The sequence below is a fragment of the Stenotrophomonas sp. 05N37 genome, from assembly GCF_056397365.1.
Window position 1 is genome coordinate 103506 of the sequence record NZ_JBFTNG010000008.1, and the last position, 24440, is coordinate 127945.

At 66.9% G+C, this 24440-nt stretch carries 23 protein-coding genes; 15 read left to right on the forward strand and 8 right to left on the reverse strand.

The genetic code is table 11. The annotated features are described in order from the left end of the window. Positions 1-13: 13 nt before the first annotated feature. Complete coding sequence (locus AC1DGC_RS17940; protein ID WP_259209702.1) at positions 14-646, reverse strand: OmpW/AlkL family protein; 633 nt, start codon at positions 644-646, stop codon at positions 14-16. A 194-nt stretch (positions 647-840) separates the two neighbouring features. Between AC1DGC_RS17940 and AC1DGC_RS17945 the strand changes: the two genes are divergently transcribed. The 4 genes from AC1DGC_RS17945 to lpdA all read left to right on the forward strand — a co-directional run bounded on the left by AC1DGC_RS17945 (position 841) and on the right by lpdA (position 5449). After that, complete coding sequence (locus tag AC1DGC_RS17945) at positions 841-1359, forward strand: DNA-deoxyinosine glycosylase (RefSeq protein WP_394164222.1); 519 nt, start codon at positions 841-843, stop codon at positions 1357-1359. 207 nt (positions 1360-1566) lie between these two features. Next, positions 1567-2970 carry a dihydrolipoyllysine-residue acetyltransferase gene (aceF, locus tag AC1DGC_RS17950; RefSeq protein WP_259209698.1) on the forward strand — a complete coding sequence of 468 codons (1404 nt, stop codon included), beginning with the start codon at positions 1567-1569 and terminating at the stop codon, positions 2968-2970. After that, a complete protein-coding gene (locus tag AC1DGC_RS17955) occupies positions 2967-3614 on the forward strand; it encodes a hypothetical protein (RefSeq protein ID WP_394164223.1) in 648 nt (215 codons plus the stop codon). The genes aceF and AC1DGC_RS17955 overlap by 4 nt, the downstream gene beginning before the upstream one ends. Before the next feature lie 17 nt (positions 3615-3631). Then, a complete protein-coding gene (lpdA, locus tag AC1DGC_RS17960) occupies positions 3632-5449 on the forward strand; it encodes a dihydrolipoyl dehydrogenase (RefSeq protein WP_478048505.1) in 1818 nt (605 codons plus the stop codon). Between the two features lie 452 nt (positions 5450-5901). Here the strand turns inward: lpdA and AC1DGC_RS17965 are convergent, their stop codons facing one another. Then, positions 5902-6711: a hypothetical protein gene (locus AC1DGC_RS17965; protein ID WP_394164258.1), complete on the reverse strand. Its 810-nt coding sequence runs from the start codon at positions 6709-6711 to the stop codon at positions 5902-5904. A gap of 548 nt (positions 6712-7259) precedes the next feature. Here AC1DGC_RS17965 and AC1DGC_RS17970 point away from each other — a divergent pair. From AC1DGC_RS17970 to AC1DGC_RS18015, 10 genes are all read left to right on the forward strand, one after another. Next, positions 7260-7628: a hypothetical protein gene (locus AC1DGC_RS17970; RefSeq protein ID WP_181394075.1), complete on the forward strand. Its 369-nt coding sequence runs from the start codon at positions 7260-7262 to the stop codon at positions 7626-7628. Positions 7629-7659: 31 nt separating this feature from the next. Continuing rightward, on the forward strand, positions 7660-8454 hold the full coding sequence (gene atpB / locus AC1DGC_RS17975) for a F0F1 ATP synthase subunit A (RefSeq protein ID WP_259209692.1): 795 nt from the start codon (positions 7660-7662) through the stop codon (positions 8452-8454). A gap of 67 nt (positions 8455-8521) precedes the next feature. Continuing rightward, positions 8522-8824 carry a F0F1 ATP synthase subunit C gene (gene atpE, locus AC1DGC_RS17980; RefSeq protein WP_038686092.1) on the forward strand — a complete coding sequence of 101 codons (303 nt, stop codon included), beginning with the start codon at positions 8522-8524 and terminating at the stop codon, positions 8822-8824. 111 nt (positions 8825-8935) lie between these two features. After that, positions 8936-9406, forward strand: coding sequence for a F0F1 ATP synthase subunit B (locus AC1DGC_RS17985; RefSeq protein ID WP_038686094.1), 471 nt, complete (start codon positions 8936-8938; stop codon positions 9404-9406). A gap of 3 nt (positions 9407-9409) precedes the next feature. Then, positions 9410-9937: a F0F1 ATP synthase subunit delta gene (locus AC1DGC_RS17990; protein ID WP_259209683.1), complete on the forward strand. Its 528-nt coding sequence runs from the start codon at positions 9410-9412 to the stop codon at positions 9935-9937. A gap of 44 nt (positions 9938-9981) precedes the next feature. Next, positions 9982-11529, forward strand: coding sequence for a F0F1 ATP synthase subunit alpha (atpA, locus tag AC1DGC_RS17995; RefSeq protein WP_259209681.1), 1548 nt, complete (start codon positions 9982-9984; stop codon positions 11527-11529). Between the two features lie 108 nt (positions 11530-11637). Beyond that, positions 11638-12501, forward strand: coding sequence for a F0F1 ATP synthase subunit gamma (gene atpG, locus AC1DGC_RS18000; protein WP_259209679.1), 864 nt, complete (start codon positions 11638-11640; stop codon positions 12499-12501). Positions 12502-12538: 37 nt separating this feature from the next. Next, the gene (gene atpD, locus AC1DGC_RS18005; RefSeq protein WP_017354878.1) at positions 12539-13945 is read left to right on the forward strand and encodes a F0F1 ATP synthase subunit beta; all 1407 of its coding nucleotides are present in this window, start codon (positions 12539-12541) and stop codon (positions 13943-13945) included. Positions 13946-14057: 112 nt separating this feature from the next. Further along, positions 14058-14480, forward strand: coding sequence for a F0F1 ATP synthase subunit epsilon (locus AC1DGC_RS18010; protein ID WP_005411127.1), 423 nt, complete (start codon positions 14058-14060; stop codon positions 14478-14480). An 80-nt stretch (positions 14481-14560) separates the two neighbouring features. After that, a complete protein-coding gene (locus AC1DGC_RS18015; RefSeq protein WP_478048506.1) occupies positions 14561-16774 on the forward strand; it encodes a hypothetical protein in 2214 nt (737 codons plus the stop codon). Here the strand turns inward: AC1DGC_RS18015 and AC1DGC_RS18020 are convergent. Then, positions 16765-17148, reverse strand: a complete 384-nt coding sequence (locus tag AC1DGC_RS18020) for a GtrA family protein (RefSeq protein WP_394164226.1) — start codon at positions 17146-17148, stop codon at positions 16765-16767. The genes AC1DGC_RS18015 and AC1DGC_RS18020 overlap by 10 nt on opposite strands. 85 nt (positions 17149-17233) lie before the next feature. Here AC1DGC_RS18020 and glmU point away from each other — a divergent pair, with 85 nt between their 5' ends. Beyond that, positions 17234-18601 (forward strand): bifunctional UDP-N-acetylglucosamine diphosphorylase/glucosamine-1-phosphate N-acetyltransferase GlmU, encoded by a 1368-nt coding sequence (glmU, locus tag AC1DGC_RS18025; protein ID WP_449336172.1) that lies wholly within the window; start codon positions 17234-17236, stop codon positions 18599-18601. Between the two features lie 108 nt (positions 18602-18709). On the opposite strand, the gene AC1DGC_RS18030 is transcribed toward glmU, so the two are convergent. The 5 genes from AC1DGC_RS18030 to AC1DGC_RS18050 form a co-directional block, all read right to left on the reverse strand. After that, positions 18710-20056 (reverse strand): sensor histidine kinase, encoded by a 1347-nt coding sequence (locus AC1DGC_RS18030; protein WP_394164227.1) that lies wholly within the window; start codon positions 20054-20056, stop codon positions 18710-18712. Then, positions 20053-21396 carry a sigma-54-dependent transcriptional regulator gene (locus tag AC1DGC_RS18035; protein ID WP_259209640.1) on the reverse strand — a complete coding sequence of 448 codons (1344 nt, stop codon included), beginning with the start codon at positions 21394-21396 and terminating at the stop codon, positions 20053-20055. The genes AC1DGC_RS18030 and AC1DGC_RS18035 overlap by 4 nt, the downstream gene beginning before the upstream one ends. Positions 21397-21478: 82 nt before the next feature. Beyond that, positions 21479-21892, reverse strand: coding sequence for a PDZ domain-containing protein (locus AC1DGC_RS18040; protein ID WP_478048507.1), 414 nt, complete (start codon positions 21890-21892; stop codon positions 21479-21481). A gap of 1 nt (position 21893) precedes the next feature. Continuing rightward, positions 21894-23114, reverse strand: coding sequence for an ABC transporter permease (locus tag AC1DGC_RS18045; protein WP_259209637.1), 1221 nt, complete (start codon positions 23112-23114; stop codon positions 21894-21896). Positions 23115-23130: 16 nt separating this feature from the next. Next, entirely contained in the window at positions 23131-24432 is a 1302-nt protein-coding gene (locus AC1DGC_RS18050) for an ABC transporter permease (RefSeq protein ID WP_259209635.1), read from the reverse strand. Positions 24433-24440 lie beyond the last annotated feature (8 nt).

Genomic DNA, 24440 nt, shown 5'->3' on the forward strand with positions numbered 1-24440 from the left:
ACGCGGACGGCGCTTAGAAGCGGGCGCCGATGCCGAAGCCCACGGTCCACGGATCCAGCTTGGCCTTGTCGCCGGTCTTGTCGCCGTTGACGGTCAGCTCCGGACGCGAATGCATGTAACGGGCATCGGCGCGGGCGAACCAGGTGCTGTTGATGTTCATGTCCACGCCGACGGTGCCGATGGCGCCCTTGGCGGTCTTCAGGCCGATGTGGCCGATGTCGCTGGCCAGGTCTTCATTGCTGAAGTTGGACTCGTAGTAGCCGGCGCCCACGAACGGACGGAACACGTTGTCGGCCTGGCCGAAGTGGTACTGGCCGCTCAGCGCGATCGGCTGCTGCTCGACCGTGCCCAGGCGCGCGCCATCGGTGCCACGCACGCGGTGGTCGAACTTGTCCGCCGCGCCCCACAGCTCAACTGCCCAGTTGTCGTTGATGTAGTAGCTGAAGCTCAGGGTCGGGGCCGGGCCGCCGTCCACCTTGCGCACGCCGTCGAGCGGATCGTTCTTCGGCTGCAGCAGCGAGACGCCGCCAACCACGGCAAAATGCTTGCCCGAGGCGGTGTCGGTGGTGGAATCCTGCGCGAAAGCGGCCGGTGCGAAGGCCAGGGCAGTCAGGGTAGCCAGGGTCAGAGTGCGGATGGAGCGCATGGGGGAATCTCCTCAGAATTTTTTTTGTTCTTGACCCCGTTGGTTCCGGGGCGAGGCAAACGTAGTCCCCGCAACATGAATCGAATCCGACGCGCGTTAAAATTTGGTTTGTTCTGTTCAGCGAACAGCAGAAAATGCCTGCAAACATGCGCATTACGGCGTTTGCCGATGTTCATGCACCTGGTGGAGATGTGATGGAAGAAACAACCTGCATCGGGTTTCCCGCGCAGCTCACGCCGGGGTGTCGGGTGCTGGTCCTCGGCTCGATGCCCGGCCTGGCATCGCTGCAGGCCGCGCAGTATTACGCCCATCCACGCAATCGCTTCTGGCCGTTGATGCAGGCGTTGTGCGCGGTTGACGCCACGCTTCCCTACGCCGCGCGCATGCGCGCGTTGAACGCAGCGGGGGTCGGCGTGTGGGATGTGATCGGGCAATGCCGGCGGCGTGGCAGCCTGGATGCGGCGATCGTGCGCGGCAGTGAAGTGCCCAATGCACTGGATGCCGTGATCCCGACGCTGGCGCAGCTGCGTGCGGTGGCCTGCAACGGCAGTGCCGCCTACCAGGCGTTCCTGCGTTTCATCGCGCCCGCACTGCCGGCGCGTACCCCCGCACTGGCGATCTGGTCGCTGCCATCGACCAGCCCGGCCAACGCAGCCTGGCCGCTGCCCCGGCTGCAGGCGGCCTGGCAGCCGCTGGCCGATGCGCTGCCCTGAGCCGGCCAGGCACGCTGTGCCGCGGACAATACGGTACCGACTGGAAAATCCTGCTTTGCGCTGTACCAAGCGCAAGCCGGCCAAGCCAGGCCACTGCAACGGCTTGTCCCGGGACAGGCGCCGCAAAAAATCGCGCAGCCGGTTGGCGCTGCCGCCTCCTGCCCTACAATAGGCGATTCCCTACACCAGATTGCCGGAGTTATCCCCATGGCCGAAATCAAGGAAGCACGTGTCCCCGATATCGGTGACTACAGCGATATCCCGGTAATCGAGGTGCTGGTCGCCGTTGGAGACACCGTCAAGAAGGACCAGGGCCTGGTCACGCTGGAATCGGACAAGGCCACGATGGAAGTGCCGTCCTCGGTGGCTGGCGTGGTCAAGGAGATCAAGGTCAAGATCGGCGACAACCTGTCCGAGGGCAAGGTCGTGGCCCTGATCGAGGTCAGCGAAGGCGAGGCCCAGCCGGCCGCTGCCGCCGCACCGGCCCCGGCCGCCAAGAGCGAAGCGGCCGAGACCGCGACCAAGGTCGAGCCGGTCGCCGCCCCGGCCCAGCCGGACAAGCTGGCCGCCCGCGAGATCGAGCAGGCCGCGGCCAAGCCGACCCAGCCGGCCCCGGCCGCCGCTGCCCCGTCGGCCGGCGCGCCGAGCAGCCCGCCGGTGCAGTTCAACGCCGACAGCGTGCTGCCGCAGAAGGTTCCCTATGCCTCCCCGGCGGTGCGCGTGTTCGCCCGCGAGCTGGGCGTGGACCTCAACCAGCTCAGCGGCACCGAGAAGGGCGGCCGCATCACCAAGGGCGACGTGCAGAAGTTCGTCAAGTCGGCCCTGACCGGCGGTGGCGCCGCCACGGGCGGCAGCGTGGCCGCCGGTGGTGGCCTGAACCTGCTGGCCTGGCCGAAGGTGGACTTCAGCAAGTTCGGTGAGGTCGAGGTCCAGCCGCTGTCGCGGATCAAGAAGATCTCCGGCGCCAACCTGGCCCGCAACTGGGCCATGATCCCGCACGTCACCCAGTTCGAGCAGGCCGACATCACCGAGCTGGAGGCCCTGCGCGTGGCGCTCAACAAGGAAAACGAGAAGGCCGGCATCAAGCTGACCATGCTCGCCTTCCTGGTCAAGGCCAGCGCCGCGGCGCTGAAGAAGTTCCCGGAGTTCAACGCTTCGCTGGATGCCAGCGGCGAGAACCTCACCCTGAAGAAGTACTTCAACATCGGGTTCGCCGCCGATACGCCGAGCGGCCTGGTGGTCCCGGTGATCCGCGACGTCGACAAGAAGGGCGTGGTGCAGATCGCGCAGGAATCGGGCGAACTGGCCAAGAAGGCGCGCGACGGCAAGCTGGGCCCGGCCGACATGAGCGGCGGCTGCTTCTCGATCAGCTCGCTGGGCGGCATCGGCGGCACCGCGTTCACCCCGATCGTCAATGCACCGGAAGTGGCCATCCTGGGCGTGTCCAAGTCGTCGATCCAGCCGGTCTGGAACGGCAAGGAATTCGCCCCGAAGCTGATGCTGCCGCTGTCGCTGAGCTACGACCACCGCGTCATCGACGGCGCGCTGGCCGCACGCTTCACCACCTACCTCTCGCAGGTGCTGGCCGACATGCGGCGCGTCCTGCTGTGAGGCATGGCCTGGCATGGGCGCTGATGCTGGCGGTGCTGCCGGTGTCGCAGGCGGGCGCGGCGGAATGCGCGTCCGGCCTGGGACGGGGCTGGCCGCCGGCGGTGGGCAACTACGGCCAGGCGGTGGAGACCCTGTTCGAGGGCAAGGCGCAGCCGGCGTTGTCGCTGGTCACCCTGCCCAAGAGCGGGGTCGAGACCGGTGTGGCGCTGCTGCCGGGCACCCAGGAACAGGAATGGACGCTGCGTTACAGCCGTGCCGACAAGCGCGTCTACAACTGGAGCAGCAACGCCCGTGGCGGTGGCCTGGAACTGCGCGTGGCGCAGGAGCCGGACCAGTACCAGGTGAGCATTCCGGCCGCATTGGCGCAGCGCCTGCTGCGCAGCTGGCAGGCCGCACTCGATGCGGCCGTGCCGGCCGACCGCAAGGCCGCGGCGCTGGACGGTGAGGTGCTGTCCTTCCAGGTGGATGGGCAGCGTTTCAGCGGTCCGCGCCCGGAGTGCGGCAGCGGCAAGCTGATGATGAAACAGGTGGCGCTGCTGATCGAAGCCAGTGACACCAAGGAAAAGAAGCTCGACCGTCGCTGGAAAGATCTGGACGAGTCGCTCGACGAACTGCAGCAACTGCTCGCCGGCAAGGCCGGCTGAGCACCAGGAGAACAACGATGGCCGCAATTGAAATCAAGGTTCCCGACATCGGCGATTACAGCGGTGTACCGGTGATCGAACTGCTGGTTGCCGTGGGCGACACGGTGAAGAAGGACCAGGGTCTGGTCACGCTGGAATCGGACAAGGCAACGCTGGAAGTGCCGTCTTCGGCGGCTGGCGTGGTCAAGGAAATCAAGGTCAAGCTCGGCGACAACCTCTCCGAGGGCGACGTCGTGCTGGTGCTGGAGGCCGAAGGCGAGGGCGCTGCCCCGGCCCCGGCCGCGCCGGCCAAGGCCGAGGCACCCAGGGCCGAGGCCCCGGCCAGCAAGCCGCCGGTGACCCCGTCGCACCGCGCCCCGGCCGAACCGGCGGCGCCGCAGCCGGCGCTGTCGTCGGGCAAGCCGGCCGATATCGAGTGCAAGATGGTGGTGCTGGGCGCGGGCCCGGGCGGGTATACCGCCGCGTTCCGTTCGGCCGACCTGGGCGTGGACACCGTACTGGTGGAGCGTTATGCCAGCCTCGGCGGCGTCTGCCTCAACGTGGGCTGCATTCCGTCCAAGGCGCTGCTGCATGCAGCGGCGGTGATCGACGAAGTGGCCCACGCGGGCGATTTCGGCGTGGAATTCGGCACGCCGACCATCACCCTGGACAAGCTGCGCGGCTACAAGGACAAGGTGGTCACCCAGCTGACCAAGGGCCTGGCCGGCATGGCCAAGCAGCGCAAGGTGCGCACGGTGCAGGGCCTGGCCACGTTCGTGTCGGCCAATGAGCTGGAGATCGTCGGCGACGACGGCAAGACCCAGCTGCTGCGCTTCGAGCAGTGCATCATCGCCGCCGGTTCGCAGGCGGTGAAGCTGCCGAACTTCCCGTGGGACGACAAGCGGGTGATGGATTCCACCGATGCGCTGGAACTGGCGGACGTGCCGGGGTCGCTGCTGGTGGTGGGCGGCGGCATCATCGGGCTGGAAATGGCCACGGTGTATGCGGCCCTGGGCAGCAAGGTGACCGTGGTTGAGTTCATGGACCAGCTGATGCCGGGCGCCGACAAGGACCTGGTCAAGCCGCTGGCCGACCGCCTGAAGAAGCAGGGCGTGGAGGTCCACCTGAAGACCAAGGCGTCGGGCGTGAGCGCCGATGCCAAGGGCATCACGGTGACGTTCGAGGCCGCTGCCGAAGGCGAGGCGCCGGCACTGGCGCAGGGCACCTTCGACCGCGTGCTGGTGGCCGTGGGCCGCTCGCCGAACGGCAAGAAGATCGCTGCCGAGAAGGCCGGCGTGCAGGTCACCGAGCGTGGCTTCATTCCGGTGGACCGGCAGATGCGCACCAACGTGCCGCACATCTTTGCCATCGGCGATATCGTCGGCAACCCGATGCTGGCCCACAAGGCCACGCACGAAGGCAAGCTGGCCGCGGAAGTGGCCTCGGGCGAGAAGAAGGAGTGGGTGGCGCGGGTGATTCCGTCGGTGGCCTACACCAACCCGGAAATCGCGTGGGTGGGCGTGACCGAGACCGAGGCCAAGGCCAAGGGGCTCAAGGTGGGCGTGGCGAAGTTCCCGTGGGCGGCCAGCGGCCGCGCGATCGGCATCGGTCGTACCGAGGGCTTCACCAAGCTGATCTTCGATGAAGAAACCCACCGCATCATCGGTGGCGCCATCGTCGGCGTGCACGCCGGCGACCTGCTGGCCGAGATCGGGCTGGCGATCGAGATGGGCGCCGAAGCCGAAGACATCGGCCACACCATCCACGCCCACCCGACGCTGAGCGAATCGGTGGCGATGGCGGCGGAAATCTACGACGGCACCATCACCGATCTGTACATGCCGAAGAAGAAGTAAGCCGCCCGCAAGGCAATGGCACCGCATCAACAAAAAACCCGGCGAACGCCGGGTTTTTTGTGCGCGGCGGGCAAGGCGCGGTACCCACATCAGCGGTCAAGGCACGCCAACGCCAGGCACCACTACATCAAGTCCGCCCGCCGCCCGCAGCGCTCGTCGCTCCCCCAACCGCACCCCCGATGATCCCTCCAGAGGGTACCGGGCAGCCCGGCCCGGGACCGTCAAGCGGCATGGATGCCGCGTGTCGAGCCCCCATGGAAGGGTTCACGGCGTGTCCCGGGCCGGGCTGCCCGGTACCCTCCGGCGACACCCGCAAGGCGGCAGGCCGTTGCCTTCGCCGTTGCCTTCGCCCTGAAACCCACGCACCCAATCACCAAAAAACAAACGCGCAAAGAAAAACGCGACAACAGGTCACCCTGTTGCCGCGCTCGGAGACAGACGCTTGAACCGACTTAGAAGACGAAGCTCACACCGGCCACCGGGCCCTTGAACTCCTGCTTCAGACCGATCGTGCCGTCGCTGCCGGTCTGGTCCACGTCCAGCTTGAACCAGTCGTAGCCGGCGAACAGGCCGAAGTTCTTGGTCAGGCGGTAGTCCACGATCGCGTTGGCGCGGGTCAGGTCGCCATCGTAGTCGTCGAAGTTGCCCCACTTGGTGTTCAGGTACTGGCCCTGCACGGTGATCATCCACTTCTCGGACGGGTTGAAGCTCATGCGTGCGCCAACCACCGGCGCCACGCCGTCGGCCTTCTCGTCCAGGAAGCGACCCTGGTACAGGTCACCCACGTCCGCATAGGCCTTCGTGCTCACCTTCGCGTACTCGGCACCCAGCTGCAGGCCAAGGTCGAAGGTATCGGTGTCCACCACCGAGTAGTCGTACACCAGGCTGGCCACCTGGTACTTCAGCTCGCCCTTGATGAAGCTGCCGGCCGGCACCGACACATCGCCGAAGCTCACGCCGTCATCCAGCGTCTCGCGGCGGTCCTTGTCGTACTTGAAGTAGTTGAACAGCAGGCGCTGGCGGTCGCTGATGCGGAACATGCCGTCGACACGCGGCTCCCATTCCTTGCCGCCCAGCTTGAAGTCCTCGGAGAAGCCCACGTCCTGGCCAGCGACGTTGGTGTTGCCGCGGATCGTGTTGTCCGAATCGATGTTCATCGCGCCCAGGCGCAGCGCGAAGCGATCATCGCCCTCGGCGGCACTGGCGGTGTTGGCATGGGTCAGCGCGGCCATGGCCAGCGGCAGGGCGAGGAGGGGGAGCATCAGGCGCATCGGTGTGTGTCCTTGCAGTGGTTCATTGATGTGCCGACACTCTGCCCAGCGCCGCGTCCACCATTCGTGAACGTATGGTGGAGGAAGTGTGTACCGTTCATGCGCAAAGATGCGCCGCCGATCACATTCTGTGTCCGCCGGGTGGCCTGGCCCGCGTTATTGGGCAGTCGTGCCGCGGGGCAGTGAAGGCCGCAGCAGGGCCGCGAAAAAAGTGGCCCCGGAGAGAGCTCGGGGCCACTTTGTGGTGCAGACCTGCCTTCGGGGCGTCGACGAGGATCGAAAAGTGCAGGTCGATGGGTCTGACCGGACGCTGCGACCAAAGTTCAATATGTTGCGTTGCAGCAGGCGGAGAGCCTGACAGGCCGGGATTGGCCCGGAGGTGGACCGCAAAATCTGTGGCGATGCAGCAACTTGCGGCCATCCGGGATGAACAGGGGGCGGTTGTCTCGCAAATTGTCCCGTTGCTATAATTTGGCGGCTCGACGGGGCGCTAGCTTGCGACCCCGGCCTTTCTACTCAAGAACATGCAGGACATACGTGTGCTGAACTCCGTTGATTCGGGTCGGCGACTGATGCTGCGCGCAGCGGTTTACCCGCTGGCTGCAGTGGCTGTCCTGGCCTTGGCCTTCCTGCTCCTGGCGGGCACGATGTACGCCCTGGGGGCGCTGGCATCGGGTGTGGCGGTTTCAGCCGGTGGTTGGGTTGCCGCGCGCATGGCCCTCGGGGGCGGTGTGCAGGCTGCGGGATCGGCGATGACCCGCCTGATCCTGGCAGTAGTGGCAAAGTGGGTGCTCGTATTCGGCGTCCTGATGGTGGGGTTCCTGGTCTTCAAGCTGCCTGCATTGGCGCTGCTGGCCGGTATCGCCGTCGGGTTGATGTTCCAGGTCCTGGCTCTGGCCAGGCGCTGATCCATTTTATTTAACTCAAGGTTCCGGACACATGGCAGGCGAGGCGCTGACACCCACCTCCTACATCCAACATCACCTGCACAACCTGACGTTCCATATGCAGGAAGGTGGTTTCTGGGCGATCCACGTCGACACCATCGTGACTTCGGTCCTGATGGGCCTATTGATGGTGTTCGGCTTCTGGATGGCGACCCGCAAAGCGACCGCGGGCGTCCCGGGCAAGTGGCAGGCGTTCGTGGAGATCTGCCTGGAGTTCGTTGACCGCCAGGCCAAGGACACCTACCACGGCACCAGCAAGCTGGTGACCCCGATCGCGATCACGATCTTCTTCTGGATCCTCTTGATGAACCTCATCAAGATGATCCCGGCCGACTTCATCGCCATGCCGCTCGAACTGCTCGGCGTGCCGTACTGGAAGCCGGTCCCCACCGCCGACGTCAATGCCACCCTGGGCATGTCGATCAGCGTGTTCTTCCTGATGCTGTTCTTCGCACTGCGCGCCAAGGGCCTGGGTGGCTTCACCAAGGAATTCCTGACCGCACCGTTCGGCAAGTTCATGATGCCGTTCAACCTGATCCTCAACATCGTCGAGTGGCTCAGCAAGCCGATCTCGCTGGCGATGCGACTGTTCGGCAACATGTTCGGCGGCGAAATCGTCTTCCTGCTGATCTGGGTGCTCGGCAGCGCGGGTATTGCCGGCGCCATCGCAGGCGGTGCATTCGGCCTGGGCTGGATGCTGTTCCATCTGCTGGTGATTCCGCTGCAGGCCTTCATCTTCATGATGTTGTCCATCGTGTACCTGAGCCTGTCGGAAGACGCTCACTGAGTTTTCGCTTCACCCTTCATCCGTTTGTTTCTAAACCCTTAGCTATTCAAAGTTCCAGGAGAAAACCATGTACCTCGCCGTCCTGACCAACCTCGCCCAAGTCCAGAGCTCCACCGTCCTCGCCGTCGGCATCATGATCGGCCTGGCCGCGCTGGGTGCCGGTCTTGGTCTGGCCATCATGTCCGGTAAGTTCCTGGAATCGGCTGCCCGCCAGCCGGAACTGATTCCGGTCCTGCAGGTCCGCATGTTCATCACCGCCGGCCTGATCGACGCCGCGTTCATCATCTCGGTCGCCGTCGGCCTGCTGCTGGCCTTCGCCAACCCGACCATCGGCGAGTTCGTTGCACGCCTGCCGGCTGTTGCTGGCTGATCCAGCAACAGCGAAACGATCAGGCGCCCCGTGCGCCTGATCGCGGATGAAGGATCGGATGCGCCGCCCCGGCGGCCCATCCACCCCGTCACCCCCGATTGAGCGAACCCCATGGATATCGGTTTTACCCTCGTTGCCCAGGCACTGGCTTTCGCCGGTCTGATCTGGATCATCGCGACCAAGATCTGGCCGCCGTTGATGAATGCCATCGAAGAGCGCCAGCAGAAGATCGCTGAAGGCCTCGCCGCTGCCGACCGCAGCCAGAAGGATCTGGCCCAGGCGCAGGAAAAGGTCAACGAAGCACTGAAGGATGCACGCGGCAAGGCCAACGAGATCATCGACCAGGCCCACGCGCGCGCCAATCAGATCGTTGAAGCCGCCAAGAATGAAGCCATCGCCGAAGCGAACCGCCAGAAAGACCTGGCCCACGCCGAAATCGAGGCTGCCGCCAACCGTGCCCGTGAAGACCTGCGCAAGCAGGTGTCCGCCCTGGCCGTGAGCGGTGCCGAAAAGCTGCTCAAGCGCGAAATCGATGCCAACGCCCACAAGGCGCTGCTCGACGAGCTGGCATCGGAGATCTGATCGATGAGCCAGGCCCTCACGCTTGCACGCCCGTATGCCCGCGCCGCGTTCGCGACCGCGCGCGACGAAGGCACGTTCGCGCCGTGGTCGGACGCGCTTGCGTTCTCCGCCCACGTAGCCGCCGACCCGCGCGTGGCGGCCTTGCTGTCGAACCCGGAACTGGAGCGCGGCGATGCCGTCGCGCTGCTGGCCCCGGAATCGTCCAGCGAGACCTTCGGTCGCTTCCTGGCCCTGCTGGCCGACGCGCACCGTCTGCCGCTGCTGCCGGAAATCGCCGGCATGTACGCCCAGCTGCGCGCTGAAGCCGAACACGTGGTCAAGGCCACGGTCACCTCGGCAACCGAACTGTCCGCATCCGAGCTGGACGCCATCAAGGCCGCGCTGCGCAAGCGCTTCGGCTGCGAGGTGGACGTGACGACCGCGGTCGATGCATCGCTGATCGGCGGCGCCGTGATCGACGCCGGCGATGTGGTCATCGATGGCTCGCTCAAGGGCAAGCTGTCGCGCCTGCAGACCGCGCTCGCTAACTGAATTCATTTAACGTCCGGCGTGACCGCCGGCACTAGGACTTGACGATGGCAACCACGCTCAACCCCTCCGAAATCAGCGAACTGATCAAGAACCGCATCGAGAAGGTCAAGCTGGCCGCGGAATCGCGCAACGAAGGCACCGTGACCAGCGTGTCCGACGGCATCGTGCGCATCTTCGGTCTGGCCGACGTGATGCAGGGCGAAATGATCGAACTGCCGAACAACACCTTCGCCCTGGCCCTGAACCTGGAGCGCGACTCGGTCGGCGCCGTGGTCCTGGGTGATTACCAGCAGCTGCGCGAAGGCGACGTCGCCAAGACCACCGGTCGCATCCTGGAAGTGCCGGTCGGTCCGGAACTGCTCGGCCGCGTGGTGAACGCGCTGGGTGAGCCGATCGACGGCAAGGGCCCGATCGCCGCCAAGACCACCGCGCCGGTGGAGCGCGTTGCGCCGGGCGTGATCTGGCGCAAGTCGGTCGACCAGCCGGTGCAGACCGGTTACAAGTCGGTCGACTCGATGATCCCGATCGGCCGCGGCCAGCGCGAGCTGGTCATCGGTGACCGCCAGACCGGCAAGACCGCCCTGGCCATCGATGCGGTGATCAACCAGAAGGACACCGGCATCAAGTGCGTGTACGTCGCGATCGGCCAGAAGGCCTCGACCGTGGCCAACATCGTGCGCAAGCTGGAAGAAAACGGCGCCCTGGCGCACACCGTCGTTGTGGCTGCCACCGCGTCCGAGTCGGCTGCGATGCAGTACATCAGCGCCTACTCCGGCTGCACCATGGGTGAGTACTTCATGGACCGCGGCGAAGACGCGCTGATCGTGTACGACGATCTGTCCAAGCAGGCCGTGGCCTACCGCCAGATCTCGCTGCTGCTGAAGCGTCCGCCGGGCCGCGAAGCCTACCCGGGCGACGTGTTCTACCTGCACTCCCGCCTGCTCGAGCGCGCTGCGCGCGTGTCCGAAGAGTATGTGGAGAAGTTCACCAACGGCGCCGTCACGGGCAAGACCGGCTCGCTGACCGCGTTGCCGATCATCGAAACCCAGGCCGGTGACGTCTCGGCGTTCGTGCCGACCAACGTGATCTCGATCACCGACGGCCAGATCTTCCTGGAAACCGACCTGTTCAACTCGGGCATCCGCCCGGCCGTGAACGCCGGTATCTCGGTGTCGCGCGTCGGTGGTGCGGCCCAGACCAAGATCATCAAGAAGCTGTCCGGCGGCATCCGTATCTCGCTGGCCCAGTACCGCGAGCTGGCTGCGTTCGCGCAGTTCGCCTCGGACCTGGACGAAGCCACCCGCAAGCAGCTCGAGCGCGGCCAGCGCGTCACCGAGCTGATGAAGCAGAAGCAGTACGCGCCGATGTCCATCGCCAACCAGGCGCTGTCGATCTACGCCGTCAACGAGGGTTACCTCGACGACGTGCCGGTCAACAAGCTGCTGGCGTTCGAAGAAGGCCTGCACGCGCACTTCGCCAACACCCAGGGCGAGCTGATCGGCAAGGTCAACGCCACCGGCGGCTGGGACAACGACATCGAAGCGGCCTTCAAGAAGGGCATCGCCGAGTTCAAGACCACCGGCAGCTGGTAATACCGGTCCTGTAGCGCGGAGCGTTGCTCCGCCGGGCTGAAAGCAGCGGAGCATGGCTCCGCTCTACGTCAAACGCGGGGCATGTGCCCCGCGCCACGGGAATAAGAGATGGCAAGCGGTCGCGAAATCAAAACCAAGATCAAAAGCGTGCAGAACACCCGCAAGGTGACCCGTGCGCTGGAGATGGTCTCGGCCTCCAAGATCCGCAAGGCGCAGGAGCGGATGAAGACGTCGCGTCCGTATGCGCAGGCGATGAAGCAGGTGATCGGCCACCTGGCCCAGGCCAGCACCGATTACCAGCATCCGTTCCTGGTCCAGCGTGACGAGGTCAAGCGGGTCGGCTACATCGTGATCTCGTCCGACCGCGGCCTGGCCGGCGGCCTGAACAACAACCTGTTCCGCAAGATGCTCGGCGAAGTCCGCGAGTGGCAGGACAAGGGCGCGGACATCGACGTGGTCACCATCGGCCAGAAGGCATCCACCTTCTTCCGCCGGGTCAAGGTGGACATGGTCGGCAGCGTCACCCACATGGGCGACGTCCCGCACCTGGAACAGCTGATCGGCGTGATCAAGGTGATGCTCGATGCCTTCACCTCGGGCAAGGTCGACCGCGTCTACCTGGTCTACAACCGCTTCATCAACACGATGACCCAGAAGGCCAGCTTCGACCAGCTGCTGCCGTTGCCGGCCGCTGAGAAGCAGGTCGCGCACCACGACTGGGACTACCTGTACGAACCCGATGCCGCGACCGTGCTCGAGCACGTGATGACGCGTTACATCGAATCGCTGGTGTACCAGGCCGTGCTGGAAAACGTGGCGTCCGAGCACGCGGCCCGCATGGTGGCGATGAAGTCGGCAAGCGACAACGCGAACAAGCTGATCGGCACCCTGCAGCTCGTCTACAACAAGGCGCGCCAGGCAGCGATCACCCAGGAAATCTCCGAAATCGTCGGCGGCGCGGCAGCAGTCTGACGCGCACAGTCAAAGCACACATTAGAGGATTGCAGCAATGAGTCAGGGCAAGATCGTTCAGATCATCGGCGCCGTCGTCGACGTCGAATTCCCCCGCGAGTCGGTGCCGAAGGTGTACCACGCGCTGAAGGTGGACAACACCGAAATCACGCTGGAAGTGCAGCAGCAGCTGGGTGACGGCGTGGTCCGCTGCATCGCGCTGGGCTCCACCGACGGCCTGAAGCGCAACCTGGTCGCCACCAACACCGAACGCGCCATCTCGGTGCCGGTCGGTGCAGGCACCCTGGGCCGCATCATGGACGTGCTGGGCCGTCCGATCGACGAAGCCGGCCCGGTGGCCGCCAGCGACAGCTGGGAAATCCACCGCGAAGCGCCGTCGTACGAAGACCAGTCCCCGGCCACCGAGCTGCTGGAAACCGGCATCAAGGTCATCGACCTGATGTGCCCGTTCGCCAAGGGCGGCAAGGTCGGCCTGTTCGGCGGCGCCGGCGTCGGCAAGACCGTCAACATGATGGAACTGATCAACAACATCGCCAAGGCGCACAGCGGCCTGTCCGTGTTCGCCGGCGTGGGCGAGCGTACCCGTGAGGGCAACGACTTCTACCACGAGATGAAGGACTCCAACGTCCTGGACAAGGTCGCGATGGTGTACGGCCAGATGAACGAGCCGCCGGGCAACCGTCTGCGCGTCGCCCTGACCGGCCTGACCATGGCCGAGTACTTCCGCGACGAGAAGGACGAGAACGGCAAGGGCAAGGACGTGCTGCTGTTCGTGGACAACATCTACCGCTACACCCTGGCCGGTACCGAAGTGTCGGCACTGCTGGGTCGCATGCCGTCGGCAGTGGGCTACCAGCCGACCCTGGCCGAGGAAATGGGCGTCCTGCAGGAGCGCATCACCTCGACCAAGAATGGCTCGATCACCTCGATCCAGGCCGTCTACGTGCCGGCCGATGACTTGACCGATCCGTCGCCCGCCACCACCTTCGCCCACCTGGATTCGACCGTGACCCTGTCGCGTTCGATCGCCTCGCTGGGTATCTACCCGGCCGTGGATCCGCTGGATTCGACCAGCCGCCAGATGGACCCGCTGGTCATCGGCCACGAGCATTACGACACCGCCCAGCGTGTCCAGCAGACCTTGCAGAAGTACAAGGAACTGAAGGACATCATCGCCATCCTGGGCATGGACGAACTGTCCGAAGAAGACAAGCAGGCCGTGTCGCGCGCCCGCAAGATCGAGCGCTTCTTCAGCCAGCCGTTCCACGTGGCCGAAGTGTTCACCGGCTCGCCGGGCAAGTACGTGTCGCTGAAGGACACCATCCGTGGCTTCAAGGCCATCGTCGATGGCGAGTACGACCACCTGCCGGAGCAGGCGTTCTACATGGTCGGCAGCATCGAAGAAGCGGTCGAGAAGGCCAAGAAGATGGCCGAGAAGGCCTGATGCGGCAGGGACGGGCACACGCCCGTCCCGACCGTGACACGGGGTGGGCCTGCGCCCACCGCTGCGGAATCCCTGCGGTGGGTCCAACCCGCCCCCTAGCGAAGAGAGTTACATGAGCACCATCCGTTGCGACATCGTCAGCGCCGAGCAGGAAATCTTCCGTGGTGAGGCGACCCTGGTCGTGGCCACCGGCGAGCTGGGCGAGCTGGGCATCGCGCCCAAGCACGCCCCGCTGATCACCCGCCTGAAGCCGGGCAAGGTGGTAGTGACCACGCCGAATGGCGAGCAGCTGGATTTCGCCATTTCCGGCGGCATCCTCGAGGTGCAGCCGCAGGTCGTGACCGTGCTGGCCGACACCGCCATCCGCGCCCAGGACATCGATGAAGCCTCGGTCCGCAAGGCCAAGGAAGAAGCCGAGCGCATCCTGGCCAACCGTGGTGAAGCGATGGAAGTGGCCGAGGCGCAGCAGAAGCTGGCCGAGGCGGTCGTGCAGCTGCAGGCGCTGGAGCGTCTGCGCAAGACCCTCAAGCACTGAGGCCTGCAGCAGCAGTGACACCCGACGACGCCGGCATTTTGCCGGCGTTGTTGTTTGGGGTTTCGGCAACGGAGTAGCGCATGCAGCAGCGGCAGACCGAGGTGGGCATCCCGGGGCGGCGCCATCGCGTGCTGGCCAGTACCGAGGCGTGCCTGATCGCGCTCTGGGCGCTGTTGTGCCTGCCCTGGCTGCTGGGCCTGCGGATCATCCCCTTCGATGCCGCCCAGCAGTTCTTTCCCGCGGTCAGCTTCGTGGCCCAGCAATGGCTGCACGGGCAGGCGGCCTGGTGGAACCCGTACCTGTACGGCGGCTACCCGCAGGTGGCCGACCCGCAGATGATGAGCTTCCAGCCCAGCGTGATGCTGCCGATGCTGCTGGCGCCCACCTCGCTGCACGGGTTCACCGTGGTGGTGCTGCTGCACGTGCTGGGCGGTGGCATCGGCAGCGTGCGCCTGGCCCGCCATTACGGCCTGGCGCGCGCGCCGCAGTTGGTGTTCGCGCTGGTGATGATGTTCGGCGCGGTCGCCGCCTCGCGCCTGCAGCACACGCCGATGATCGTCAGCTTCAGCTATCTGCCGTGGCTGTGGCTGGGCCTGTCGCGACTGCGCCGGCAGGGGCGCCTGCGCGATGCGCTGCTGGCCGGCGTGAGTGGCGGGCTGTGCGCGCTGCAGTTGACCCAGGTGACGTACCTCATCGTGCTTGGCTGCGCGCTGTATGCGCTGGCGGCGGTGGTGCGTGCACCGCCGGGGCGACGCGGGCGGATCCTGCTCGGGGTCGTGGCCACCGCCACGCTGGCGGCGTTGATCAGCGCACCGCAGTGGTTGTCGACGCTGGCATGGTTGCCGTCCACCAACCGCAGCGTGATCACGCTGGCGACCAGCGTTGGCGGTGGCATCCACTGGCAGACGTTGGCCACGCTGTTGTCGGGCAATGTCTTCGAGCAGGGCCGCGGCCACTACTGGGGCCCGGGCGACATCACCCAGGATTACCTCTACCTGGGCGCGGTGCCGCTGGCGCTGTGGCTGGGGTGGGGCGCGGCGGTGGTGCGCGCGCAGCCGTGGCGGGCGCGCATCGCGCTGGCGGTGATCGTGCTCGCCGTGGCGTGGGCGTTGGGCGGGCGGACGCCACTGTTCCCGTGGTTGTTCACCTGGTTGCCGGGCCTGGACCTGTTCCGGCGGCCGGCCGATGCGCTGTTCGCGGTGGTGCCGGCGGCGGCCTGGTTGGCCGCGCAGGCGCTGCAGCAGGCGCGCATGGGATCGGGCATGCGCCCGCACTGGCCGTCGCTGCTGGCCATCGGCGTGCTGGTACTGATGACCCTGCGCTGGGTACTCCCGGCGCATCCGGCGGCGCTCGCCTGGCTGTTGGTGAGCGGAATGCTGATGGGGCTGGCCGTGCGCGCTGCCACGCGCCCCAGCGCGGCGATGGTGCTGGCCGTGCTGGTGGTGGACATGCTGCTGTTCAACGTCGGCACCGACGTCAACACCGGCAGCGCGACCAAATCGGTGCTGGATGGCGATCGCGATGGTCCCGCGCAACGCGCCTATCGCCTGTTGGCCGCGCAACGCGGCGACGGCATCCCGGACCGCGCCGCGGTGTTCGGCCTGCGCGCGCTGACCAACGGCGCCAGCGTGCAGCGGCTGGCGCTGGTCAACGGCTACAACCCGATGATCGATGCGCGTTACCTGCAGGCGGTGGGCATGCCTGGCGAGCCACCGACGCGCGTGCAGGACAAACCCGCCACGGCGTGGACACCGGACTGGGAGGCGCCGCTGTACGACCTGCTCGGACTACGCTGGCAGATGGCGACCGCGCCGTTCCCGGGCAGCAGCGGCGACGGCGTCCTGTTCGTTGCCGAGCGCACGAGCGTGCTGCCGCGCCTCCTCGTCCCGCGCAGCGTGCGGCGGCACGCCGGGGCACTACCCGATCCGCAGGCCTTCGCCGCCACCGACTTCCGTCAGCAGCTGTGGTTGCCGGCGGATGCACGCAGCCCCTGCGCCGAGGTGCAGGCCGGTCGGGTGCGGATCGCCGCGGTCCACTACCAGCCGGTTGGGCTGCGCGTGGCCTACCAGGCCGATGCACCTGCATGGGTGGTGATCAACGAAGTGCACGCACCGGGCTGGCGGGCGCAGGCCGACGGCGAGGACATGCCGGTGTGGCGCGCCAATGGCCTGTTCCGCGCGGTATGCGTACCTGCCGGCGCGCACGTGCTGCAGCTTCGTTATGGTCCGCTGGCGCTATGGAAGGATGGGCTGCTGCCTGCGCACTGGCGGGCAGGGCCAGGCGCTCAGCGATAGACCAGGCGCCGCATCGCCAGGAACGACACCGCCGCCAACCCACCCTCGACCAGCGGCTTGGCCAGCCATGCATACGTCAGGCCCAGCTGACTGGCGGCCAGGCTCACCAGCACCGTGCTGATCGCGGTCAACACCGCCCACAGCGCCAGGAAGCGCGCGAACCGCTGCCAGCCCAGCCGATGCTGGCCGTCGCGGGCGAAGGTGTGCCGGCCGTTGAGCCAGAACCCCAGCAGCATGCCGCATACCCGGCCGAGCAGGTTGGCCGGCGACACCGGCATGCCCAGCGCGGTGGCGGCCACGAACACGGACCAGTCCACCCCAAGCTGGATCAGGCCGATGACGATGTAACTGGCGCCTTGGCGGATCAGGCTCACGAACGCTACAGACGGGGAGAAGGCGGCATGTTAACCCCACTCGTTCTAGAATCCACGCCACTACCAACGAACGCTGCGTTGCCCCATGACCCAAGCCCTGCACGTCATCATCCTCGCCGCCGGTGCCGGCAAACGCATGAAGTCGGCCCTGCCCAAGGTGCTGCAGCCGATCGCCGGCCGGCCGATGCTGGCCCACGTGATCGATGCCGCGCGTGCGCTGCAACCCGATGCGATCCACGTGGTCTACGGGCACGGTGGCGAGGCGGTGCGCGAGGCGTTTGCCGACCAGGGCGACCTGGTCTGGGCCAAGCAGGCCGAGCAGCTGGGTACGGGCCACGCGGTGCAGCAGGCCATGCCGAACGTGCCCGACGCGGCCACCGTGCTGGTGCTGTACGGCGACGTGCCGATGATCCGCGCCGACACCCTGCGCCACCTGCTCTCGCAGCCGGGCCGGCTGGCGGTGCTGGTGGCCGAGGTCGCCAACCCGACCGGCTACGGCCGCATCGTGCGCAACGCCGAGGGCCGCGTGGCCGCGATCGTGGAACAGAAGGATGCCAGCGACGAGCAGCTGGCGATCCGGACCATCAACACCGGCATCATCACCGCCGAGTCGACCGCGCTGCGCACCTGGTTGTCGCAGCTGTCCAACAGCAATGCGCAGGGCGAGTACTACCTCACCGACGTGTTCGCCGCCGCGTCGCACGACTACACCCCGGCCGACATGGCCTTCGTCGAGGACGCCCAGGAAGCCGAGGGCGCCAACGATCCGTGGCAGCTGGCCCAGCTCGAGCGCGCCTGGCAGCTGCGCGCGGTGCGTGCGCTGTGCGCGCAGGGTGCGCGCGTGCTGGACCCGGCACGGCTGGACATCCGCGGCACCGTGGTGGTCGGCAGCGATGTGCAGCTCGACGTCAACGTGATCCTGGAAGGTCACGTCGAGCTGGGTGATGGCGTCAGCATCGGTGCGTTCACCCGGCTCAAGGATGTCCGCCTGGCGGCAGGTACGGTGGTCAAGCCGCATTGCGACCTGGACGGGGTGGTCAGCGAAGGCGCGGCCGATATCGGGCCGTTCGCGCGGCTGCGCCCGGGCACGGTGCTCGCCGCCGGCAGCCACGTGGGCAACTTCGTGGAAACCAAGAAGGTCATCCTGGGGCCGGGCAGCAAGGCCAACCACCTGACCTACCTGGGCGATGCAGTGATCGGTGCGCGGGTCAACATCGGCGCGGGCACCATCACCTGCAACTACGATGGGGTGAACAAGTCGCAGACCACCATCGGCGACAACGCCTTCATCGGCTCCAACAGCGCGTTGGTGGCGCCGGTGGTGATCGGGGAGGGCGCGACCATCGCGGCCGGATCGGTGGTCACCCGCCATGCGCCGGACGGCAAGCTGACGGTGGCGCGTGCGCGGCAGGAAACCATCGAAGGCTGGAAGCGCCCGGTGAAGAAAACCTGATCCCGCTGATGGCCGTTGGCCGGCCATCGGCCGATGCCGGATCGAGGCGGTTGCCGGCCCGCGGCCGGCCCTCCCGGGGCATGCCGCCGCGCGGCTGCCAGCCGCGCGTCAGGCGATGGGCAGGAAGATCGCCACGCACAGGCCGCCTTCGCGGCGGTTCTGCAGCGAGATACGGCCGCCGTGGGCTTCGACGATTTCACGGGTGAGTGCCAGCCCGAGCCCGGTGCCATTGCGCTTGGTCGAATAGAACGGCATCAACGCATTCTGCAGCACCGCCTCGTTCATGCCCCGGCCGCGGTCCAGCACTTCCAGGCGCAGCCACTGCGGCAGCCGGGTCAGCCGCACCTGGACGTCGTCGTTGGGCGGTTCGGCTTCGCCGCAGGCTTCGTGCGCGTTCTTGAGCAGGTTCAACAGCGCCTGGCCCAGCTGGGCGATATCGACCCGGCTGTGCACGTCGTCGCTGATCCCCTCCATGCGGAAGGGGATCTGGTGCTGCAGGCTGGTCAGGAACTGCAGCCACTGCACGTTCTGCAGTTGCGGCTGCGGCAGCTTGGCGAAACGCGCATAGCCGCGGATGAAGCCCTCCAGGTGCCGGGCGCGGTCCTCGATGGTGGTAAACACTTCTTCCAGGCGCTCGGTCTTGCCACGTCGTACCAGCTCGCCACCGGAATGGGCCAGCGAGGCGATCGGTGCCAGTGAGTTGTTGAGCTCGTGGCTGATCACCCGGATCACCTTCTTCCAGGTCTGCACTTCCTGGCGGCGCAGTTCGGCGGTCAGCAGGCGGATCAGCAGCAGGTCGTGCGGGCGGCCATTGAGATGGAAGTTGCGCCGCGACAGGTGGTAGACCTGCTCGTCCTCTTCATCGTCGCTGTCCTCGGCACGCACGGCGAACAGGCTGTCGCCCCCGCGCACGATCGCATCACGCAGTTCCACCGGCATGGTCTCCAGTACGTCCTGCATGCGCTGGCCTTCCAATTTCCAGCCGTTGTGCAGCAGGCGGCGCGCGGCCAGGTTGGAGAACACCACCCGCTGGACGCCATCGCCGCCATTGGCCAGCAGCAGCATCGACACCGGGGTGTTCTGCACCATGGTGTCCAGCAACAGTTCGCGCTGGACCAGGCCCTGGCGCTGCTCGCGCAGCACGTCGCCGAGCTCGCGATGCGCCTTGACCAGGTCGCCGAGTTCATCGTTGCCCGGCCAGTACACGCCGAAGTTGTATTCGCCGTCGCGGTAGCTGCTGGTGGTGCCCGACAACGCGCGCAGCAGCGAGCGTACCGGCGCGGTGGCGCGGCGCAGGCTCCACCACATCAGCGACAGCAGCACGACCGCCGAGACCAGGGTGATCAGCCAGCCGTGGTCCAGCCAATACGCCAGGTACCACGGGAAGGCCGCCGCCAGCGCCAGCACCGGCAGCAGGCGCAGGAACAGACGGAGGGTGAACGAGCCTCGCTTCATTCGCGGGGGATGCCGTGGCGGTCCATGCGCCGGTACAGCGCCTGGCGGCTCAGCCCGAGTTCGGCGGCGGTCTGGGCGATGATGCCGTGGTTGCGGGCCAGCGCCGCCTCGATGTGGCTGCGGTCCGGGTCGGCGGCCGGGCTGGCCGGGCGCGGTGCGCTGGCGGCACGCGGCAGGTTGAGGTCGGCCACCTCGATGCGTGGGCCGGCGGCGAGCAACTCGGCGCGCTGCAGCACGTTGCGCAGTTCGCGCACGTTGCCCGGCCACGCATGCCGTTGCAGGGCGGTGGCGGCCGCGGTCGACAGCGGCTTGTCGCCCTCCAGGAAGCGTTCGGCCAGCGGCAGGATGTCGCCGGGGCGTTCGGCCAGAGGCGGCAGCGCAAGCTCCACGGTGTTGAGCCGGTAGTAGAGATCTTCGCGGAACTGCCCGTCGCGGATCATCGCGGGCAGGTCGGCATTGGTGGCGCTGATCACCCGCACCTTGACCTGGCGCTCGCGGTTGGAGCCGAGCCGCTCGAAGCGCCCGGTTTCGAGCACGCGCAGCAGCTTCATCTGCCCGCCCAGCGACAGGTTGCCGATTTCATCGAGGAACAGCGTGCCGCCATCGGCGGCCTCGAACTTGCCCTCGCGCGCCTTGTTGGCGCCGGTATACGCGCCGGCCTCGCTGCCGAACAGCTCGGCCTCGATCAGCTCGGCGGGAATGGCGCCGCAGTTGAGCGCGACGAACGCCCCCTTGGCCACCAGTGAATTGGCCTGGATGATCTCGGCGATCTTCTCCTTGCCGGCGCCGTTGGGGCCGGTGATCAACACCGGCAGTGCCGAGCGCGCGACCTGGCAGGCCAGGTTCACCACCCGTTCGCTGGCCGGGTCGGCCACGACCGCGCCGCGCAGGTCATAGCGGGCTTCCAGCGCCGAGCGCTCGCGTTGCTCGCGGTCGCGGCGGCGGTCCAGCTCGCGGCGGGTCTCGGACAGTTCCAGCAGGTTGTTGACCGTCACCAGCAGCTTGCGGTCGTCCCAGGGCTTGGCCAGGTAGTCGGCGGCACCGGCGCGGACCAGGTCCACCGCGCTGCTCAGGTGGGTCCACGCGGTCAGCAGGATCACCGGCAGGTCGGGATGACGTGCGCGGATCTTGCCGAACAGGGCCTCGCCTTCCTCGCCGGAGGTGGTGTCCTCGGTGAAGTTCATGTCCTGGATCACCAGGTCCACCGGCTGCTGCTCCAGCAGCGCCAGCCCGGCGTCCGGCGACAGCGCGTGCAGCGTGTCGATGTCGTGCAGCGAAAACAGCACGTCCAGTGCGGTGCCGACGCTGGCGTTGTCGTCAATGATCAGGATCGAAGGCATGCGTCGGCAGGAAAGAGGGAATGTGGACAGGCAGAGAGTACCGGAGCGCAGGGCCGGCGGGCAGCCGGCCCTGCGTGCAGGCTCAGGTGCCCGGGCGCGGCGGCGGCGGTGGCGGCGCCGGGGGAGCCGGCGGGGCGGGCGGCAGCACCTTGCCCCATGCGGCCGGGTCGATGCTGACGGTCACCTGGTTGCCCTTGCGCAGCACCGTCATCGGGACCTGCGACCGGCTGCTGGCGGCCAGGTAGCCGGTGAGGTCGTCGATGCTGCGCACCGGCTTGCCGTCGATGCGCAGGATCCGGTCGCCGCTGCGCGCGCCGAAGTAGTTGGCCGGCTCGGTGGTGGTGACGCGGACGATGCCCTGGCTGGCATCCACAACCAGGTGATGGTCGCCTTCGCGCCATTCCAGGCGCCCGGTCTCGGTGGTGGTGGCGGCCAGCGCGGGGGCGCTGGCCAGCAGGAAGGACAGTACGAGGGTGGAGAGGACGGTCTTGCGCATATCAGGCACTCCGGGTGGCGACGGCGGGGGGAACGGCGGCGGCACGACGGGCCGGGCCGAAGACGGCGATCTGGCCGAGCAGCCACAGCAGCACCGCGCCGATCGGCAGGTAGCTGATGGGCATGCGCGGCAGCTCGTAGTTGTTCATCAGGTACAGGTTGATCGTGTAGGCCATCAACATGCCGAGCACGATGCCGACCGTGGCCAGCAGGAAGTTCTCGGTCTGGAAGTAGCGCAGGATCTGCCCGCGGGTGGCGCCCAGCGCACGACGGATGCCGATCTGCTTGGTGCGCTGCTGCACCCAGAAGCTGGCCAGGCCGACGATGCCCAGTGCGGTCACCACCAGCAGTGCCACGCAGACGGTGATCAGCAGGCCGACCATCGCCCGATCGTTGGCGAAGTACTTGTTGCGGGTCTCCTCATAGGTGACCTTGGCGCGTACCAGGCGGCTGGAGTCCACCCGTTCCAGCGCGGCCACGGCGGCCTTGAGGACCTCATCGCGGCGCGCCGGATCGGTGACCCGGATCAGGTAGAAGCCCATGTCGTAGGACATGCGCACCGGCAGCATCATCGAGTGCTGGGTGTTGCCCTCGACCCGGCTGGGACGGCCCAGTTCCTTGACCACGCCGGTCACCCGCAGCGGCATGCGCCCGCTGTAGACGGTCTTGCCCAGCGCGTCGCCGTCGGGATACAGCTTGTCGGCGGCGGACTTGCTCAGGATCACCGAGCTGCCCTTGGTTTCCGATTCGGGGTCGTTGGCCACCTCGTCGTATTCGCGGTATTCGCCGGGCTGGAAGTCGGCGCCGGCGATCAACTCGACGCCCAGCGTGTCCAGCGTGCCTTCGCGGGCGAAGTACTGTGCGGCGCTCAGCGTCGGGCGCTCCTGGTCGGGAACGCGCGACAGGCTGCTGTTCCAGGAGTTGCGGCGGAACGGCAGCTGGTTGATCGCCACCGCGCTCTTCACCCCGGGGATGCCGCGCAGCGCCGCCAGGTCCTCGCGGGTGCGGGCCTCGACGTTGACCTGCTTGCCGATGCCACCCAGGCGCACCTCCAGCAGCTCTTTCTCGGCGATGCCGCTGGGCTGGCTGATGGTGTCGATGCGCTGCCCGATCAGGAACAGCGCGTTGCAGACGATCGCGCAGGTGAGCGCGATTTCCAGCACGATCAAGGCGGCGGCGGTCTTGTGCCGGCGCAGCGTGGTGAGGATGGGACGGATATCCATGATGTGCTCCGGATCCTTACTGCGTTTTGAGTTGGATGGCGGGCGTGACCTGCATGGCGCGCAGCGCCGGCAGGAACCCGGCCAGCAGGCTGGCGATCAGGGTCAGGCCCAGGGTCAGCAGCAGCATCTGTCCATCCAGGGTGGCCAACTTGGCGTAGTCCACCGGCTGCTGGCGCACCGCGTACAGTCCGATCAAGGCCAGTACCAAGCCGAGCAGGCCACCGGCCAGGCCGACCGTGCCGGCTTCCACCAGCGACTGCAGGAAGATCTGCCCACGGCTGGCGCCGAGGGCGCGGCGCACGCCGATCTCGCCGCTGCGACGCAGGAACTTGGCCAGCAGCAGGCCCACGGTGTTGATCAGGCAGACCAGCAGGAAGCCCATCGCCAGCCACAACTGCAGGCGTACGTCGCTGGGCACCACCTGCTTGTAGTCCAGCCACTCCATCACGTTGCGCAGGCGCACGTTGGACGGGCGCTGGAAGCGACCCGCGGCCTTCTGCTGCGACGAGTAGTTTTCCAGGTAGGCGCGGTAGTCCGCCGCGTCGCTGGCCGAGGGCAGTTCCACCCAGTACTGCAGCCAGGTGCAGGGGGCGTTGACCGCGGTCTCATCGCCGTTGCTGTTGCCCCAGCAGTTCATGTTGCCATTGCGGCCGAGCTTGAGATCCATCGCCGTGGAGAATGGCAGGTAGACGTCTTCGCTGCTGCCGTAGCGCCCGGTTTCCAGGTCGTAGAAATGCGGGTTCGGGTTCCACTCGTCGAGCACGCCGACCACGGTGAACGTGTTGCCGTCCATCCGGATCGCCTTGCCGGTGCTGTCGGCGCCATCGAACAGCTTCTGGTTGAGCGTGTGCGAGATCACCGCGACCCGGGCATGGCCATCGTCATCGGCGACCGGCCAGCCACGGCCATACTGGAAGGGCGTGTCGAACATCGCGAAGAAGTCGGTGGAGGTGTAGCGCGCGTCGGTGTCGAACGGGCGCAGCGAGGCCTTGTCCGGTTCCACCGTCACGCCGCCGCCGGTCATCAGCGCCTGGCGCTTGGCCTGCCGCTCGCGCAGCAGTGCTTCGCCGTCGAAGCGGGTCACCTGGTCCTCCGGCTCTTCGCCGGCCTGGTAGCCGAGCATCGGCCGCGGGTCCACCTGCACGGCGAACAGGCGGTCGCTCTTCTGCGGGATGGGATCGCCGGACAGCACGTGGAACACGGTGAGCGTGGTCATCGACGCGCCGATGCCCAGGCCGATGGCGATCACCATCAGCGCGGTCAGTATCTTGTTGCGCCGGAAGCTGCGCAGCGCCAGTCGAAAATAGTAGGCGAGCATGGTGGGCC

Coding starts and splice junctions, on each gene's coding strand:
- AC1DGC_RS17940 (WP_259209702.1), bottom strand. CDS start 646: ATGCGCTCCATCCGCACTCTGACCCTGGCTACCCTGACTGCCCTGGCC.
- AC1DGC_RS17945 (WP_394164222.1), top strand. CDS start 841: ATGGAAGAAACAACCTGCATCGGGTTTCCCGCGCAGCTCACGCCGGGG.
- aceF (WP_259209698.1), top strand. CDS start 1,567: ATGGCCGAAATCAAGGAAGCACGTGTCCCCGATATCGGTGACTACAGC.
- lpdA (WP_478048505.1), top strand. CDS start 3,632: ATGGCCGCAATTGAAATCAAGGTTCCCGACATCGGCGATTACAGCGGT.
- AC1DGC_RS17965 (WP_394164258.1), bottom strand. CDS start 6,711: ATGCTCCCCCTCCTCGCCCTGCCGCTGGCCATGGCCGCGCTGACCCAT.
- atpB (WP_259209692.1), top strand. CDS start 7,660: ATGGCAGGCGAGGCGCTGACACCCACCTCCTACATCCAACATCACCTG.
- atpE (WP_038686092.1), top strand. CDS start 8,522: ATGTACCTCGCCGTCCTGACCAACCTCGCCCAAGTCCAGAGCTCCACC.
- AC1DGC_RS17985 (WP_038686094.1), top strand. CDS start 8,936: ATGGATATCGGTTTTACCCTCGTTGCCCAGGCACTGGCTTTCGCCGGT.
- AC1DGC_RS17990 (WP_259209683.1), top strand. CDS start 9,410: ATGAGCCAGGCCCTCACGCTTGCACGCCCGTATGCCCGCGCCGCGTTC.
- atpA (WP_259209681.1), top strand. CDS start 9,982: ATGGCAACCACGCTCAACCCCTCCGAAATCAGCGAACTGATCAAGAAC.
- atpG (WP_259209679.1), top strand. CDS start 11,638: ATGGCAAGCGGTCGCGAAATCAAAACCAAGATCAAAAGCGTGCAGAAC.
- atpD (WP_017354878.1), top strand. CDS start 12,539: ATGAGTCAGGGCAAGATCGTTCAGATCATCGGCGCCGTCGTCGACGTC.
- AC1DGC_RS18010 (WP_005411127.1), top strand. CDS start 14,058: ATGAGCACCATCCGTTGCGACATCGTCAGCGCCGAGCAGGAAATCTTC.
- AC1DGC_RS18015 (WP_478048506.1), top strand. CDS start 14,561: ATGCAGCAGCGGCAGACCGAGGTGGGCATCCCGGGGCGGCGCCATCGC.
- glmU (WP_449336172.1), top strand. CDS start 17,234: ATGACCCAAGCCCTGCACGTCATCATCCTCGCCGCCGGTGCCGGCAAA.
- AC1DGC_RS18030 (WP_394164227.1), bottom strand. CDS start 20,056: ATGAAGCGAGGCTCGTTCACCCTCCGTCTGTTCCTGCGCCTGCTGCCG.
- AC1DGC_RS18035 (WP_259209640.1), bottom strand. CDS start 21,396: ATGCCTTCGATCCTGATCATTGACGACAACGCCAGCGTCGGCACCGCA.
- AC1DGC_RS18040 (WP_478048507.1), bottom strand. CDS start 21,892: ATGCGCAAGACCGTCCTCTCCACCCTCGTACTGTCCTTCCTGCTGGCC.
- AC1DGC_RS18045 (WP_259209637.1), bottom strand. CDS start 23,114: ATGGATATCCGTCCCATCCTCACCACGCTGCGCCGGCACAAGACCGCC.
- AC1DGC_RS18050 (WP_259209635.1), bottom strand. CDS start 24,432: ATGCTCGCCTACTATTTTCGACTGGCGCTGCGCAGCTTCCGGCGCAAC.